Source organism: Mycolicibacterium austroafricanum, assembly GCF_000612725.1.
Lineage (GTDB): Bacteria > Actinomycetota > Actinomycetes > Mycobacteriales > Mycobacteriaceae > Mycobacterium > Mycobacterium austroafricanum.
Window position 1 is genome coordinate 417,179 of record NZ_HG964456.1, and the last position, 16,804, is coordinate 433,982.

Genomic DNA, 16,804 nt, shown 5'->3' on the forward strand with positions numbered 1-16,804 from the left:
CGTGAGCCCTGCCAAGACTGCGTCGGAGACGAAAGCCGGTAAACCGGACACCAGCGAGAAGCCGACGCTGATGCTTCTGGACGGCAACTCACTGGCCTTTCGCGCGTTCTACGCACTGCCGGCAGAGAACTTCAAAACCAAGAGCGGGCTGACCACCAACGCGGTGTACGGCTTCACCGCGATGCTGATCAACCTGCTGCGCGACGAGCAGCCCACCCACATCGCGGCCGCGTTCGACGTGTCCCGCCAGACGTTCCGCAAGGACAAATACCCGGAGTACAAGGAGGGCCGTTCGGCGACGCCCGACGAATTCCGCGGCCAGATCGACATCACCAAGGAGGTGCTCGGCGCGCTGGGGATCACGGTGCTGGCCGAGCCCGGTTTCGAGGCCGACGACATCATCGCGACACTCGCCACGCAGGCCGAGAACGAAGGACACCGCGTGCTGGTGGTGACCGGCGACCGCGATTCGCTGCAGCTGGTCAGCGACGACGTCACCGTCCTCTATCCCCGCAAGGGGGTCAGCGAGTTGACCCGGTTCACCCCGGAGGCGGTGCAGGAGAAGTACGGGCTCACACCGGCGCAGTACCCCGACTTCGCGGCGCTGCGCGGCGACCCCAGCGACAACCTGCCCGGCATCCCGGGCGTGGGGGAGAAGACCGCGACCAAGTGGATCGCCGAGTACGGCTCACTGCAGTCGCTGGTGGACAACGTCGACAAGGTCAAGGGCAAGGTCGGCGACGCGCTGCGTGCCCACCTGTCCAGCGTCGTGCTCAACCGTGAGCTCACCGACCTGGTCAAAGACGTGCCGTTGGCGCACACCCCGGACACGCTGCGGATGCAGCCGTGGGACCGCGACCAGATCCACCGGCTCTTCGACGACCTCGAGTTCCGGGTACTGCGCGACCGGCTGTTCGACACGCTGGCCTCCGCCGACCCCGAGGTGGAAGAGGGTTTCGAAGTGCGCGGCGAGGCGCTGGAGGCGGGCACACTGGCCGCCTGGCTGGCCGAGCACAGCAACGGTCAGCGGTTCGGGGTCGCCGTCGTCGGCAACCACCTGGCGTTCGACAGCGACGCCACCGCGGTCGCGCTCGTCGCCTCCGACGGCGACGGACGCTACATCGACACCACCCGGCTGGACCCCGAGGACGAGAAGGCGCTGGCATCCTGGCTTGCCGATCCCGATGCGCCGAAGGCGCTGCACGAGGCCAAGCTCGCGATGCACGACCTGCAGGGCCGGGGCTGGACGCTGGCCGGGGTCACCTCCGACACCGCGCTGGCCGCCTACCTGGTGCGGCCCGGTCAACGCAGCTTCGCGCTCGATGACCTGTCGCTGCGCTACCTGAAACGCGAACTACGCGCCGATAACCCCGAACAGCAACAGCTTTCGTTGCTCGATGACAGCGACGCCGTCGACGACCAGGCGGTGCAGACCTTGCTGTTGCGGGCCGGCGCTGTCGTGGACCTCGCCGACGCCCTCGACGAGGAACTGGCCCGCATCGACTCCTCGGCGCTGCTGGGCAGCATGGAACTGCCGGTGCAGCGGGTGCTGGCCCAGCTGGAAACCGTGGGCATCGCGGTCGACCTCGCGATGCTCTCGGAGCTGCAGAGCGAGTTTGCCGGCCAGATCCGCGACGCAGCCGAGGCGGCCTACGCGGTGATCGGCAAACAGATCAACCTCGGTTCACCGAAGCAGCTGCAGGTCGTGTTGTTCGACGAGCTGGAGATGCCCAAGACCAAGCGCACCAAGACCGGCTACACCACCGACGCCGACGCACTGCAATCGCTGTTCGACAAGACCGGGCACCCGTTCCTGCAGCATCTGCTCGCCCATCGGGACGCCACCCGGCTGAAGGTCACCGTCGACGGGCTGCTGAATTCGGTTGCCGCAGATGGGCGAATTCATACCACGTTCAACCAGACGATCGCGGCGACCGGCCGGCTGTCCTCGACCGAGCCGAACCTGCAGAACATCCCGATCCGCACCGAGGCCGGGCGGCGCATCCGCGACGGATTTGTGGTGGGCGAGGGCTACGCCGATTTGATGACCGCCGACTACAGCCAGATCGAGATGCGGATCATGGCGCATCTCTCGAAGGACGCAGGCCTGATCGAAGCGTTCAACACGGGGGAGGACCTGCACTCGTTCGTCGCATCCCGGGCGTTCTCGGTGCCGCTCGACGAGGTCACCCCCGAGCTGCGGCGTCGGGTGAAAGCCATGTCGTACGGACTGGCGTACGGGTTGAGCGCCTACGGGCTCTCCCAGCAGCTCAAGATCTCCACCGAGGAGGCCAAGGAGCAGATGGAGCAGTACTTCGCCCGGTTCGGCGGGGTGCGCGACTATCTGCGCGACGTGGTCGACCAGGCCCGCAAGGACGGATACACGTCGACGGTGTTCGGTCGCCGGCGTTACCTGCCCGAGCTCGACAGCAGCAACCGGCAGGTGCGGGAGGCTGCCGAACGTGCCGCGCTCAACGCGCCGATCCAGGGCAGTGCCGCCGACATCATCAAGGTCGCGATGATCAACGTCGACCAGGCCATCAAGGAGGCGGGGCTGTCGTCTCGCATGCTGCTCCAGGTGCACGACGAGCTGCTCTTCGAGGTTGCCGACGGCGAACGCGACGCGCTCGATGCCCTGGTCCGCGAGCACATGGGCAGCGCCTATCGGCTGGATGTGCCGCTCGAGGTCTCGGTCGGATACGGCCGCAGCTGGGACAGTGCCGCTCATTAGTGGGCGGGCCCACTAGCGGACTCTCGTAGGCTGCAACGCTGTGGAGGCCGAGAAACGCCGCCGAGGCAGGCCCACCGGGTCGCGGGTCGACCCCGGTGAACGCCGTGCCCTGCTGCTGGACGCTGCCGAACGCGCCATCCGTGCCAACGGGCCCGACGTCGGTCTCGGCGACGTCGCGGCCGAGGCGGGCTTCGTCCGGTCGGCGGTGTACGCGATGTACCCCAACCGTGACGCGCTGCTCGCGGCCCTCAGCGAGCGCACCGCTCAGCGGCTGCTGGCCGACATCACCCGGCGGGCGGAAGGCTCGTCCGACCTCCGGCAGCGGATGGCGCTGTTCTTCGACGTCGTCTGCGGATGGATCGCCGCCGAGCCGGACGTGCACCGCGCCCTCAACAGCGATCCGGCCACCGGGGTGTTCGAGCAACTCGCCGCGGCTGTCGAGTTCATGTTGACGGCCGCCTTCGCCGCCGATGCCCGCGCGCCGGCTTCTGCGCCGTGGTCGCGTGCCATCGTGGGATCGGCGGTGTCGGCGGCCGAATGGTGGTGTCGCACAGGCACAATGACGCGTGCCGAGCTCGTCGAGCACCTCACCGCGCTGTGCTGGGACGGCGGTGCGGCGCTGCCGTTCGTCGACGACGACATCAAGGCCATTGACATCCGCCGACCATAAAAGACACACTGTCTTTTATGGTCGCGGGCACCCGGTACTGGGACGACATCGACGGTGAATTCGACATCCCGGTCGAGGAGATCACCGGAACTCTGCCCGAGGGGCTGACCGGCACGCTGTACCGCAACGGGTCCGGGCGCTGGAACATCGGTTCGTCGCCGGTGGAGAGCATCTACGACGCCGACGGAATGGTGAGCGCCTTCGTGCTGAACGGAGCCGGCGTCCGGTTCCGCAACAGGTTCGTCCGCACCAGGCATTTCGTCCAGTCGACACGGGCCGGACGGCCCATCGGCCGCGGCTTCAGCGCGCAGCGGCCGGGCGGCATCCGGGCCAATGCGCTTCGCCTGCCGGTGAACACCGCCAATACCAGCGTGATGATGAACAACGATCGGCTACTGGCCCTTTGGGAGGGCGGCCGGCCGCACGAGCTCGATCCCGACAGCCTCGACACCTACGGGATGAGCGACCTCGGCGGTGCGTTGAGGGGCCCGGTGGGGGCGTACTCGGCGCACTACACGCTCGACCCCGAAACCGGCGCCAAGGTCAACTTCGGTTTCGACCCGTACTTTCCCCGGATCGACCTGCGGTGGGCGCTGCGCGGGGTGAGCGGTGCGGAACGACGCAGAAGGCTGCGGGACCTCGTCGGCGAAGCCGTACCCCGAGTTCGCTTGCGGCTCTACGAAACCGACACCGACGGCGTCACCCGCTATCTGCGCGCGGTCCCGCTGCCGGGGATGGGCATCGTGCACGACATGGCGCTGACCCGGCGCTACGCGATCTTCGTCGTCTCGCCGATGCGGATCAATCCGTGGGCACTCACCGGTCACGCGTCCTTCTGGGACTCCATGCGCTTCCTGACCGACACACCGACGTACTTCCTGTTGGCGCCGCGTAGCGGCGGACCGGTGCGGACCGTCGAGACCGACGCCTTCTACCACTGGCACTTCACGAATGCCTACGACGACGGCGACGACGTCGTGGTGGAGCTGCCGAGGTTCGCACCGCACACGTACGAGGGCGTGAAGAACTACACCGCGCATGTCCGGTCCGGCAGCGCCCAGGTCGGCGGCGCGGACCCATCGGATGCCGTGGTGCTGACCCGGTTCCGCATCGGATCGTCCGGTCGGGTCACGCGCGAACCGCTCGCCGATTTCGGTTGCGAGTTCCCGCAGATCGATCCCCGGCGTTCCACCAGGCGGCACGACTACTCCTACGTCGCGGTGCAGGACCCGGTGCGGTTCCAGGGCCAGGGGATCGCCCGCATCGACCACCGCAGTGGAGCCGGCCAGGTGTTCTGTCCGCCCGGAAACGTGCTTGTGGAGCCGACTTTCGTGCCGAGGCCCGGCGGCGACGCCGAAGACGACGGCTGGGTGATCACCGTCGGCTACCAGGAAAGCCACCACCGCAGCCGGCTCATGGTGTTCGACGCCGCCGGAATCGCCGACGGCCCCGTCGCCGAAGCGTGGCTGCCGTTCCATGTCCCGATGAGCTATCACGGCACATTCACCTCGCGGGTCGCCCGCTGACCCGCTCCGGCCGTTATGTAGGGTTGTATACATAGGGGGGGTGAAAGGACTGCGCGTGCCCGGACACCCGTTCGACGATGCGATCGAACTTGAATCCACCGAAGCCAAGGGTGTGCTGCGCGGGCACACCAGTCCCGAATGGGCGAACATGGTCGGCCCGTTCGGCGGAGTGACCGCGGCCGCCCTGCTGCGCGCCGTCCAACTGCAGCCCGACCGGACCGGTGACCCCGTCGCACTGACGGTGAACTTCGCCGCACCCGTACTCGACGGTGTATTCGACATCGCGGCCAAGCCTGTCCGCACCAACCGCACGAACCAGCACTGGCTGATCGAGTTGTGGCAGGACGGCGAGATCAGGACCAACGCCACAGCGGTGTTCGGGTTGCGCCGAGACACCTGGTCGGACACCGAACGGTTGCGGCCTTCGGTCCCGGAGCCTGAGGACATCGCGCCGACCGGCTTGCCCGGGACGGTGGTGTGGGCCGGCCACTACGACATGCGGTACGTCGAGGGCGGCATCCCCGGGGACGGTCACGGCCCGGCAGGCTCGTCGACCACCACGTTGTGGGCGCGGGACCGGCGGGGCCGCGCACTGGATTTCCCGTCTCTGACCGCGCTCAGCGACATCTTCTATCCCCGCGTATTCCTGCGCCGAGGCGCGCCGTCGCCCGCCGGCACCATTTCGCTGACCACCTACTTCCACGCCGATGGAGACGAACTCGCGTCAGCCGGTGGGGATTTCGTCCTGTGCCGGGCCCGCGCGCATCGCTTCTCGCGCGGGTATTTCGACCACTCGGCCGAGATCTGGAGCCGCTCGGGTGACCTGCTCGTCACCACCCACCAGGTCGTCTACTTCAAGACCTAGGCGCAGGTGGCGCGTACGTCCTGAAACCGGCCAATCGCTGCAGCGCCGGTGACGCCGCCCTCGCGGCGTACACCGCGAACGTCTCCTCGTGGAGCAGGGCCGCCAGCCGCTGGTCGCCGAAGCCGCGGTCGAAGCGGTCGCGCACGAACGCCAACTCGACGACCCGTTGCGCGAACTGTTTGACGGAGTCCCCGGCCGGCTTGCCGCCGAACCGGGTGGCCTCGGCCACCGCCTGCCTGCGCGTCCGCAGCGAGCCCAGCCACGTCGCCTCGTTGGCGGTGATGACGCCCGCGGCGACCATCCCGGGCAGCTTCTCGGCGACGACGCGCTGTTCTCTGCGCCGGCTGTCGACCGCCAGCGCAATCGCCAGCCCGAACACCGGCATCATCCAGAACACATAGGTGCCGAAGTAGGCGCCCGCACCCAGTAGCGAGGAGCCGTTCCACATCGCGTGCAGAACGACCGCGCCGAGATACCCGAGCAGAATGCAGCCCGCCTTGGCGATCCCGCTGCGCCTGTGCAACGCGAACCAGACTCCCAGCGCGAACAACGTGGTGAACAACGAGTGCGCGAACGGGCCCATGACCAGCCGCAGCACCGCGGTGAACAGGGAATCGGCCAGCGATTCGCCGTTGGCGATGTAGAGGATGTCCTCGAGCCACGCGAAGCCCGCGCCGACCAGTCCCGCGTACACCAGGCAGTCGGTCAGTGAGTTCATCTCGTTGCGACGCGCACCGTTCATCATCAGTAGCAGGAACAGCCCCTTGGCCGCCTCCTCGGTCACCGGCGCGCCGACGACCAGCGCGAACGGACTCATTCCGGTGGCGGCTGGATCGACCGCCGGATTGAGCCAGGCGTCGAGGAAGATCTGCAGGATCGCGGAGATCACCACGGCGACGGATGTGCCCCAGACGAACGCGAACACCAGCAGCCGCGGTGGTTCCGGTTCCCAGCGGTCAAGCCACAGATAGGCCAGCACGACCAGGGTCATCGCGACGCTGGACAACACGAACCCGATCGCTGTGCCGACCGGGTTGGCCAGGGTCAGCAGGATGACGATCAGCCCCGCCAGGGTGCCCAGCCCGATGATCAGGCCCAACGGTGCGCCGACCGAGCGGACACGCCGCGCGAACGGGGCGCCGTAGTGCGGAAAGCGGTGAGGCCCCCCAGGGGCGCCGGCGTAGGACACGACAGCAGGTTAGCCGGTTCGGGGAGGCGGGTTTGTCCAGCAAGGACCCAGTCGAGTAGCCTTGTCGAGTACCTGTGTGCGCTGTTCGCGGGTGCCAAAAACAAAACACACTCTGTCCCTACGATTAAACCTGTCCGGAGCAACCCACCACATGCCAAGTCCCTCCGTCACCTCGCCGCAAGTAGCCGTCAACGACATCGGCTCGGCTGAGGACTTTCTCGCCGCCATCGACAAAACCATCAAATACTTCAACGATGGCGACATCGTCGAGGGAACCATCGTCAAGGTTGACCGTGACGAAGTCCTGCTCGACATCGGTTACAAGACTGAAGGCGTCATCCCTTCCCGCGAGCTGTCCATCAAGCACGACGTCGACCCCAATGAGGTTGTGTCCGTCGGCGACGAGGTCGAAGCTCTGGTCCTCACCAAGGAGGACAAGGAAGGCCGCCTGATCCTGTCCAAGAAGCGCGCTCAGTACGAGCGTGCCTGGGGCACCATCGAAGAGCTCAAGGAGAAGGACGAGGCCGTCAAGGGCACCGTCATCGAGGTCGTCAAGGGCGGCCTGATCCTCGACATCGGTCTGCGCGGCTTCCTGCCCGCCTCGCTGGTCGAGATGCGTCGTGTCCGCGATCTGCAGCCGTACATCGGCAAGGAGATCGAGGCCAAGATCATCGAGCTCGACAAGAACCGCAACAACGTGGTGCTCTCGCGTCGCGCCTGGCTGGAGCAGACCCAGTCCGAGGTGCGCAGCGAGTTCCTCAACCAGCTCACCAAGGGCGCCATCCGCAAGGGTGTGGTGTCGTCGATCGTCAACTTCGGCGCGTTCGTCGATCTCGGCGGCGTCGACGGCCTAGTGCACGTCTCCGAGCTGTCCTGGAAGCACATCGACCACCCGTCCGAGGTCGTCCAGGTGGGCGACGAGGTCACCGTCGAGGTGCTCGACGTCGACATGGACCGCGAGCGGGTTTCGCTGTCGCTCAAGGCAACTCAGGAAGATCCGTGGCGCCACTTCGCGCGTACCCACGCGATCGGTCAGATCGTGCCGGGCAAGGTCACCAAGCTGGTGCCGTTCGGTGCGTTCGTCCGCGTCGAGGAGGGCATCGAGGGCCTGGTGCACATCTCGGAGCTCTCCGAGCGCCACGTCGAGGTTCCGGACCAGGTGGTCCAGGTCGGCGACGACGCGATGGTCAAGGTCATCGACATCGACCTGGAGCGTCGCCGGATCTCGCTGAGCCTCAAGCAGGCCAACGAGGACTACTCCGAGGAGTTCGAGGCCTGGAAGTACGGCATGGCCGACAGCTACGACGACCAGGGCAACTACATCTTCCCCGAGGGCTTCGACGCCGACACCAACGAGTGGCTCGAAGGCTTCGAGAAGCAGCGTGACGAGTGGGAGGCGCGGTACGCCGAGGCCGAGCGCCGCCACAAGATGCACACTGCGCAGATGGAGAAGTTCGCTGCTGCCGAGGCCGAGGAGGCCGCCCGCCCGACGTCTTCGTCGTCGAACGGTGCGCGCTCCGAGGAGTCGGCAGGCGGGTCGCTCGCCAGCGACGCGCAGCTCGCCGCTCTGCGCGAGAAGCTCGCGGGCAACGCCTGATTCGTGACGATCAAAGGCCCCGGCTCCTGGTGAGCCGGGGCCTTTGTCGTGCAGGCGGTCAGCCGCCGCATTCGGCGATCCGGCGCGCCAGGAACTCCCGCCCGGGTATTGACCCGTTCGCGGCCAGGGCATGTCGATACGACACCACGGCCTCGTCGTCACGGCCCGCGCGCCGGAGCAGATCGGCGCGCACCGTGGCCACCAGGGGAGAGCGCGCCAGCCGCGGATCGTCGGCCACCGTCTCCAACGCTGCCAGCCCGGCATCCGGGCCGTCGCGGAATCCGACGGCCATGGCGCGGTTGGCCCGCACCACCGGCGAATCGGCGATACCGAGCAGCCGGTCGTAGGCCGCGCAGATGGTGACCCAGTCGGTCTGCTCCCAGCAGGGAGCAGTCGCGTGTACGGCGGCGATCACCGCCTGCGGCAGGTACGGTCCGGGCGACCCGCCGGCTCGGCGTAACTGCTCCAGGCCACGGGCGATCTTGCCGCGATCCCAGCGCCGCCGGTCCTGCTCCTCCAACGGCACCAGCGTCCCACGTCCGTCGGTCCGGGTGGCGCGACGCGAATCATGCAGCAGCACAAGGGCCGCCAGCGCATGCCCCTCGGGTTCCTCGGGCATCGCCACGCACAGTTCACCGGTGAGGCGCACCGCCTCGTCGCACAGCTCATCGCGGATCGCCGAGGGGCCGGCGGTGGACCAGTAGCCCTCGGTGAACACCGAGTAGATGCAGGCCAGCACGTGTGGTGTGCGCTGGGCCAGCAACTCGCCCGGCGGAACCCGCAGCGGAATGTTCGCGTGCCGGATCTTGGCTTTGGCGCGGGTGATTCGCTGCCCGACCGCGGCTTCGCTCTGCAACAGGGCCCGCGCGATCTCGGCGACCGTGAGCCCGGACACCAGTCGCAGCGTCAGCGCAAGCTGCGACGGCCGCTCCAGCGCAGGGTGCGCGCAGGTGAACATCATCCGCAGCTCGTCGTCGCGCACCCGGTGGGGCACTTCGGGTCCGTCGGTGCGGGCAATGATGTCGTCGAGCACCGCTGCCAACTCCTTCCCCGGGCGAGCCGACTCGCGCCGCAGACGGTCGCGTGCCCGGTTGCGGGCCGTCGTCACCAGCCAGGCGCCGGGCACCTCGGGCACCCCGTCGCGCGGCCAGGACCGCAGCGCGTCGGCGCAGGCCTCCTGGACGGCGTCCTCGGCGACGGTGAGATCGCCGCACCAACGTGCGATCGCGGCCACCGTGCGACCCCATTCGCGCCGGAAGACGCCGTCCAGGGACTGCATCCGCGGCTAAAGCCCTGCCACACCCGCGAGCCGGCGCACCTGCACCGCCCCCGCGGGAATCATCGCGGCCACCTTCGCGGCTTCGTCGCGGTCGGCGGCGCGCAACAGATAGAAGCCGTTGGCCACCTCGGCGCTCTCGGCGAACGGCCCATCGGTCATCAGCACCTCGGTCCCGCGCACCCGGACCGTCGTCGCGGTCGTCGGGGGGTGCAGCGGAGCCCCGCCGAGCACGTGCTCGCCGGCCGCGGCGTTGAAGTCGGCATGCCGGCACACACCCTCGTCCCACTCCGGGGTGCAGGGCGTCGTGACCTGCTCGGCCGGCTCCAGCAGCAGTGCCAGCCAGTCGTTTCCGGTGGTCGGCCGGTCGGGGGCGTTCCAGTGCACCATCGGCCAGACCTCCACGGCGCCGTACCCGGCCGCGGGGATCTGCTCGGCGAGCTTGAGCGCGTCGTCGAGGTTGTCGGCCTCGAAGACATAGAACCCGCCTGCCACCTCGGCGCCTTCGGCGAAGGGCCCGTCGGTGACCATCGGGTTGTCCGGCCCGCCGCTGATGCGCACCGCCTCCGTCGCGGACGCCAGCGCGTCACCGGCGAGGATGGCCCGTGCCGCCAGAGCGTGGAAATCGGTGTATGCACGCATTTCGGACTCACGCTGTTCGGGGGTCAGGTCACGCTCGGGAACCTGCAGCAGTGCGAAGTAGTACATGGTGATGTCCTCCGGAGCCTGGAGTGGAACCCTGGTGTTCCACTCTCTACCTGACCGACGAACGGCGCCGCACGAATCCGACACGTGCATCGACACCGTGCACGGCCTGACACACTGGTGCGGTGTTACGCATCGGTTTGACCGGAGGCATCGGGGCGGGCAAGTCGACGGTGTCCGCGACGTTCAGCGATCTGGGGGGCATCGTCATCGATGGCGATGTCATCGCCCGTGAGGTCGTCGAACCGGGGACTCCGGGTCTGGCCAGCCTCGTCGACGCGTTCGGGGAGGCCATCCTGTTGCCGGACGGCGCGCTGAACCGCCCCGCCCTGGCGGCCATCGCGTTCAGCGACGAGGAGAAGCGAGCCACCCTCAACGGGATCGTGCATCCGCTTGTCGCGCACCGGCGTTCCGAGCTGATCGACGCCGCCGACGAGGAGGCCGTGATCGTCGAAGACATCCCGTTGCTCGTCGAATCGCAGATGGCGCCGATGTTCCCGTTGGTCGTCATCGTGCACGCCGACGAGGAGGTGCGGGTCAAGCGACTCATCGAGTACCGGCACTTCACCGAGGAGGACGCCAGGGCCCGCATCGCCGCGCAGGCCGGCGAGGAGCAGCGCCGGGCGGTGGCCGATGTCTGGCTGGACAATTCCGGAAGCGCCGGTGAACTCGTCGAGAAGGCCCGGGCGCTGTGGCACGAGCGCATCCAGCCGTTCGCGCGCAACCTCGAAGCAGGCACCCCCGCGAAGTCCGAGGCCCGGCTGGTTCCGTCGGATCCGTCGTGGCCGGCCCAGGCGCAACGGATCCTGGCCCGGTTGCGGACCGCCTGCGGCCACCGGGCCTCGCGGATCGACCACATCGGATCGACGGCGGTGCCGGGCCTGGATGCCAAGGACGTGATCGACGTGCAGGTGACCGTCGCGTCCCTGGAAGTCGCCGACGGACTCGCCGACGCGCTGCTGGGGGCCGGATACGTGCGCACGCCGGTCACCACCGACATCAGCAAGCCGGATCCGCGCAGCACTGTGGCCGAGTTCGACCACGAGGGCGGCGACGGGTGGCTCAAGCGGTTGTACTGCTCGGCCGACCCGGGCCGCCCGACCAACGTCCACGTCCGCGTCGACGGCCGGCCGGGCCAGCAGTTCGCGTTGCTGTTCGTGGCCTGGCTGAACGCCAACCCCGCCGTCCGGGCCGAGTACCTCGACGTGAAACGCAGGGTCGCCGCGCAGGAGCATGCGATGACGGGGGCTTACGCCGAGGCCAAGGAGCCGTGGTTCCTCGATGCCTACCGCAGGGCGTGGGAGTGGGCGGACACCACAGGCTGGCGGCCGTAGGCGCTCGTCAGCCCTGCGGGGGCGCCTCGTCGGTGGGCGGCGCCGGGGTTTCGGTCGGTGTGCTCGGAGGAGACACACCGTCGATCGGCAGATTCAGCGGTGCTCCGCACTGCAGCACCCCGTACAGCGGGTCGTCCTTGGGTCGGAACAGCCGCGGCGCGATGAACTGGTCGGCCTTGGCGACCACCTGGTCGTCGACGAGGATCTCGCAATGCAGGTTGGACCCGTACGGCCACTCGATCGAGAGTTCCATGCCGGCCAGGGTGGGGTCGGCCAATACGGCGTTGATCTCGAAGGTCTGGCCGGGCAGCAGTGTGGGTTGGGCGCTGTTGACGTTGGCGTCGTCCATCTTGTACGCGACGACAGCGCCGCGCGAAGTGCCGTCGGCCCGCGCGCGATAGATGACGTTGTGCAGGATCTGGGTCTCCGGCGGTGCCGCGGCAGCGTCGGTGGTCGCGGGGTCCGCGGGCTGCGCCGAAGCGACAGGGGGCGCGAGCACAGCGGCCATCAGCGCGGCTGCGGCGGCCGCAGCAGCGGTCCGCCTGCGCTTGCCGGGAACCATGTGACCAGAGATTACCGTCCGGAATTGCCCGGTCAAAAACACAGTCGTTGCCATCAAAATCAAGATCGGCCGACGGACGCGATCCGTTACGCGTGCCGGGCGTCAATGGCCGGGCCGCGCCAGGTCAGCGACATTCCGTTCGTCTCCAGCCAGCGGTCCAGGTCGTAGTCGTGCCTGGCCAGGGCTTCGACGGTGGTGACCGCGGTGCGGATCGCGCGTTCGCCCGCCTCCGCGGTGAGCAGGCCCTCGGCCAGCGCCACCGCCAGCTCGTCGACGTCGGCCAGCTGCACGTCCCGGCCGGTGCGCAGTACCAGGTCCAGGTAGTGATCCCGGCTCTGCCACCGCCGGGGGCCCCGGGTGTACTCGCCGACGTCGAGGTAGAAGTCCTGGTCCCGCTCGTGGCCCGGGTTGAAGTGGAAGACCGTGACCCGGAGGCCCAGCGGAGGTAGCAGCCAGGACTCGAGGTAGTGGAACTGCGCGCGACCCGGCGCGGGGCGTGCCATGTACAGCCCCCACGGCGCAACGGTGTAGATGTCCACCGCCCGGACGATGCCCTTCGGGTCGGTGTTGGTGCGCGCCGTGAGGTCGAAGATCTCGTGCTTGGGAGGATGGATGCCGATCAGGATAACCGCAGGTCGGCGGCGGCGTCCTGCGGTGCGCACAGAACTGGGAACAGAAAGCTGTCGGAGCCAGGTTCTACCCTGGTGAAATGGCTTTCGCGACCGAACACCCCGTGCTCGCGCATTCGGAGTATCGCCCCGTCGACGAGGTGGTGCGTAGCGGTGCGCGCTTCGAGGTGGTCAGTGAATTCGAACCGGCCGGAGACCAGCCCGCCGCGATCGACGAGCTGGAGCGCCGGATCCGGGCGGGCGAGAAGGACGTGGTGCTGCTCGGCGCCACCGGTACGGGAAAATCCGCGACCACGGCATGGCTGATCGAGCGACTTCAGCGTCCCACCCTGGTGATGGCCCCGAACAAGACCCTGGCCGCGCAGCTCGCCAATGAGCTCCGGGAGATGCTGCCGCACAACGCCGTCGAGTACTTCGTGTCGTACTACGACTACTACCAGCCCGAGGCGTACATCGCGCAGACCGATACCTACATCGAGAAGGACAGCTCGATCAACGACGACGTGGAGCGGTTGCGCCACTCGGCGACGTCGAATCTGCTGTCGCGCCGCGACGTGGTCGTGGTGGCGTCGGTGTCGTGCATCTACGGTCTGGGCACGCCGCAGTCCTACATGGACCGCTCGGTCGAGCTCAAGGTCGGCGATGAGGTGCCCCGGGATGGGCTGCTCAGGCTGCTGGTCGATGTCCAGTACACCCGCAACGACATGGCGTTCACCCGCGGCACGTTCCGGGTCCGTGGCGACACCGTCGAGATCATCCCGTCGTACGAGGAGCTCGCGGTGCGCATCGAGTTCTTCGGCGACGAGATCGAAGAGCTCTACTACCTGCACCCGCTGACCGGCGACATCATCCGCAAGGTCGACTCGCTGCGGATCTTCCCCGCCACCCACTACGTCGCCGGGCCCGAGCGGATGGCCCAGGCGATCTCGACCATCGAGGCCGAACTCGAAGAGCGGCTGGCCGAGCTGGAAGGGCAGGGCAAGCTGCTGGAGGCGCAGCGGCTCCGGATGCGCACCAACTACGACATCGAGATGATGCGCCAGGTCGGGTTCTGCTCCGGCATCGAGAATTACTCCCGCCACATCGACGGCAGGCCCGCAGGCTCGGCGCCTGCGACGCTGCTGGACTATTTCCCGGAAGACTTCCTGCTCGTCATCGACGAGTCCCACGTGACCGTCCCGCAGATCGGCGGCATGTACGAAGGCGACATGTCCCGTAAACGCAACCTCGTCGATTTCGGTTTCCGGTTGCCGTCGGCGGTGGACAACCGGCCGCTGACGTGGGAGGAGTTCGCCGACCGGATCGGGCAGACGGTGTACCTGTCGGCGACACCCGGATCCTATGAGCTCAGCCAGTCCGGGGGTGAGTTCGTCGAGCAGGTCATCCGCCCGACCGGCCTGGTGGACCCGCAGGTGGTCGTCAAGCCGACCAAGGGCCAGATCGACGACCTGATCGGCGAGATCCGCAAACGCACCGAACGCGATGAGCGGGTTCTGGTGACCACGCTGACCAAGAAGATGGCCGAGGATCTCACCGACTATCTGCTGGAGATGGGGATCAGGGTCCGCTACCTGCATTCGGAGGTCGACACGCTGCGCCGGGTGGAGCTGCTGCGCCAGCTGCGGCTGGGGGAGTACGACGTGCTGGTGGGCATCAACCTGCTGCGTGAGGGTCTCGACCTGCCCGAGGTGTCGCTGGTGGCCATCCTCGACGCCGACAAGGAAGGCTTCCTGCGCTCGCCGCGCAGCCTGATCCAGACCATCGGCCGTGCCGCCCGCAACGTCTCCGGCGAGGTGCACATGTACGCCGACAAGATGACCGACTCGATGAAGCAGGCCATCGACGAGACAGAGCGGCGCCGCGCGAAGCAGACCGCCTACAACAAAGAGCACGGCATCGACCCGAAACCGTTGCGCAAGAAGATCGCCGACATCCTCGATCAGGTGTACCGCGAGGCTGATGATACTGAAGCCGCCGAGTCCGTCCCGATCGGCGGGTCCGGCCGCAACGCCTCCCGAGGCAGGCGAGCCCAGGGCGAGCCGGGCCGGGCGGTCAGCGCCGGGGTGTTCGAGGGCCGGGACACCAGCAACATGCCGCGTGCCGAGCTCGCCGATCTGATCAAGGACCTCACCGCGCAGATGATGGCGGCGGCGCGCGACCTGCAGTTCGAGCTGGCAGCGCGGATCCGCGACGAAATCGCCGACCTGAAGAAGGAATTGCGCGGCATGGATGCCGCCGGACTCAAATGAGTTGATCTCAACCCCTGTTGAGGTCCTACGGTCAAAGCCGTGACCCACACTGAAGCCGGTAGCGCGGCCGTCGCCACCGGGAGCTGGCGTGAACTCCTCGGCCCGAAGTACCTCGGGGCCTCGACCGTGCTCGCCGGCGGGGTGGCGCTGTATGCGACCAACGAGTTCCTCACGATCAGCCTGATGCCGAGTGCCGTGGCCGACATCGGCGGTCACCGCTTCTACGCGTGGGTGACGACGGTGTATCTCGTCGGGTCGGTGATGGCCGCCACCACGGTTCACTCGGTGTTGACGCGACTCGGGCCGCGGTGGGCATACCTGTTGGGGCTCACGGTGTTCGGTCTCGGCAGTCTGGTCTGTGCGGTGGCGCCGAGCATGGAGATACTGCTCGCCGGCCGCACCGTGCAGGGCGCCGCGGGGGGCTTGCTGGCCGGCCTCGGGTACGCGGTGATCAACACGGTGCTGCCCAGCGTGCTGTGGAAGAAGGCGTCCGCTCTGGTGTCGGCCATGTGGGGTGTCGGCACCCTGGTCGGTCCCGCCGCGGGTGGGTTGTTCGCTCAGTACAGTTCGTGGCGTTGGGCTTTCGGCATTCTCGTGGTGATGACGACCGCGATGTCGGCGCTGGTGCCGATGGCGCTGCCCGCGCGCGCCCGCGCCGCGCATCTCGGCTCCGGGGCGCCGCCCGGCCGCATCCCGTTCTGGTCGCTGCTGTTGCTCGGCGCGGCCGCGTTGCTGGTCAGCGTCGCCGGGATTCCGCACGACGTGCGCGCCACCGCCGGGCTGGTCGTGGCGGGATTCGTGCTGGTGGCCGTGTTCGTGGTGGTCGACCGCCGGGTCGCCGCGTCGGTGCTGCCGCCGAGTGCATTCGGTCGCGGGCCGTTGAAGTGGATCTATCTGACGCTGGGCGGGTTGATGGCGGCCACCATGGTGGACATGTACGTGCCGCTGTTCGGTCAGCGGCTCGCGCACCTGACCCCGGTCGCGGCCGGCTTCCTGGGGGCCGGGCTCGCGATCGGCTGGACGGTCGGCGAGATCGGGAGCGCGTCGCTGACCCGTCACCGGGTGGTGGTGCGGACCGTGGCGGTCGCGCCGGCGGTGATGGCGACCGGCCTGACGATCGGCGCGCTGACCCAGCACCGCGACGCCGGGCCCATGCTGGTCGCGCTCTGGGCTGTGGGCCTGATCATCACCGGCGCCGGCGTGGGCATCGCATGGCCGCACCTGTCGGCGTGGGCGATGAGCAAGGTGGACGACCCGGCGGAGGGGCCGGCCGCTGCCGCGGCCATCAACACGGTGCAGGTGATCTCGGCGGCATTCGGCGCGGCGCTGGCCGGGGTGATCGTCAACCTCTCGCACACCGGGGACGTCGCGGCGGCGCGCTGGTTGTTCGCCTCGTTCGCGGTGCTCGCCGTGCTCGCGACAGTGGCCTCGACCCGAAGCGGTCGCTTGCGATCACGTTGATCCGAAGTAT

Annotated in this window: 13 protein-coding genes; 8 read left to right on the plus strand and 5 right to left on the minus strand. The window is 68.2% G+C overall.

What is annotated here, in order from left to right:
* Position 1: 1 nt before the first annotated feature.
* Genes polA through BN976_RS24575 form a run of 4 tightly spaced genes read left to right on the plus strand, consistent with a single transcriptional unit; the run spans position 2 to position 5,792 of the window.
* Positions 2–2,731 (plus strand): DNA polymerase I, encoded by a 2,730-nt coding sequence (gene polA / locus BN976_RS24560; RefSeq protein WP_011780563.1) that lies wholly within the window; start codon positions 2–4, stop codon positions 2,729–2,731.
* Positions 2,732–2,771: 40 nt separating this feature from the next.
* Positions 2,772–3,401 (plus strand): TetR/AcrR family transcriptional regulator, encoded by a 630-nt coding sequence (locus BN976_RS24565; protein WP_011780562.1) that lies wholly within the window; start codon positions 2,772–2,774, stop codon positions 3,399–3,401.
* Between the two features lie 17 nt (positions 3,402–3,418).
* Entirely contained in the window at positions 3,419–4,927 is a 1,509-nt protein-coding gene (locus tag BN976_RS24570; RefSeq protein ID WP_011780561.1) for a carotenoid oxygenase family protein, read from the plus strand.
* A 55-nt stretch (positions 4,928–4,982) separates the two neighbouring features.
* Positions 4,983–5,792: an acyl-CoA thioesterase gene (locus BN976_RS24575; RefSeq protein ID WP_011780560.1), complete on the plus strand. Its 810-nt coding sequence runs from the start codon at positions 4,983–4,985 to the stop codon at positions 5,790–5,792.
* Here the strand turns inward: BN976_RS24575 and BN976_RS24580 are convergent.
* Positions 5,782–6,981 carry a PrsW family intramembrane metalloprotease gene (locus tag BN976_RS24580; protein WP_011780559.1) on the minus strand — a complete coding sequence of 400 codons (1,200 nt, stop codon included), beginning with the start codon at positions 6,979–6,981 and terminating at the stop codon, positions 5,782–5,784. The two genes, BN976_RS24575 and BN976_RS24580, sit on opposite strands and share 11 nt — an antisense overlap.
* 151 nt (positions 6,982–7,132) lie before the next feature.
* Here BN976_RS24580 and rpsA point away from each other — a divergent pair, with 151 nt between their 5' ends.
* Positions 7,133–8,578: a 30S ribosomal protein S1 gene (gene rpsA / locus BN976_RS24585; RefSeq protein WP_011780558.1), complete on the plus strand. Its 1,446-nt coding sequence runs from the start codon at positions 7,133–7,135 to the stop codon at positions 8,576–8,578.
* A gap of 58 nt (positions 8,579–8,636) precedes the next feature.
* On the opposite strand, the gene BN976_RS24590 is transcribed toward rpsA, so the two are convergent.
* The gene (locus BN976_RS24590) at positions 8,637–9,857 is read right to left on the minus strand and encodes an RNA polymerase sigma factor (protein WP_011780557.1); all 1,221 of its coding nucleotides are present in this window, start codon (positions 9,855–9,857) and stop codon (positions 8,637–8,639) included.
* Positions 9,858–9,863: 6 nt separating this feature from the next.
* Positions 9,864–10,562 carry a YciI family protein gene (locus BN976_RS24595; protein ID WP_036374797.1) on the minus strand — a complete coding sequence of 233 codons (699 nt, stop codon included), beginning with the start codon at positions 10,560–10,562 and terminating at the stop codon, positions 9,864–9,866.
* Between the two features lie 122 nt (positions 10,563–10,684).
* Here BN976_RS24595 and coaE point away from each other — a divergent pair, with 122 nt between their 5' ends.
* Positions 10,685–11,893, plus strand: coding sequence for a dephospho-CoA kinase (coaE, locus tag BN976_RS24600; RefSeq protein ID WP_011780555.1), 1,209 nt, complete (start codon positions 10,685–10,687; stop codon positions 11,891–11,893).
* Positions 11,894–11,900: 7 nt separating this feature from the next.
* On the opposite strand, the gene BN976_RS24605 is transcribed toward coaE, so the two are convergent.
* Positions 11,901–12,455, minus strand: a complete 555-nt coding sequence (locus BN976_RS24605; RefSeq protein ID WP_036374801.1) for a hypothetical protein — start codon at positions 12,453–12,455, stop codon at positions 11,901–11,903.
* An 86-nt stretch (positions 12,456–12,541) separates the two neighbouring features.
* Positions 12,542–13,069, minus strand: coding sequence for a ribonuclease FAU-1 family protein (locus BN976_RS24610; protein ID WP_036375011.1), 528 nt, complete (start codon positions 13,067–13,069; stop codon positions 12,542–12,544).
* 95 nt (positions 13,070–13,164) lie between these two features.
* Here BN976_RS24610 and uvrB point away from each other — a divergent pair, with 95 nt between their 5' ends.
* Both uvrB and BN976_RS24620 read left to right on the plus strand, forming a co-directional pair.
* Positions 13,165–15,333: an excinuclease ABC subunit UvrB gene (uvrB, locus tag BN976_RS24615; RefSeq protein ID WP_011780552.1), complete on the plus strand. Its 2,169-nt coding sequence runs from the start codon at positions 13,165–13,167 to the stop codon at positions 15,331–15,333.
* 39 nt (positions 15,334–15,372) lie between these two features.
* A complete protein-coding gene (locus BN976_RS24620; RefSeq protein ID WP_011780551.1) occupies positions 15,373–16,794 on the plus strand; it encodes an MFS transporter in 1,422 nt (473 codons plus the stop codon).
* The last annotated feature ends 10 nt before the right edge of the window (positions 16,795–16,804 follow it).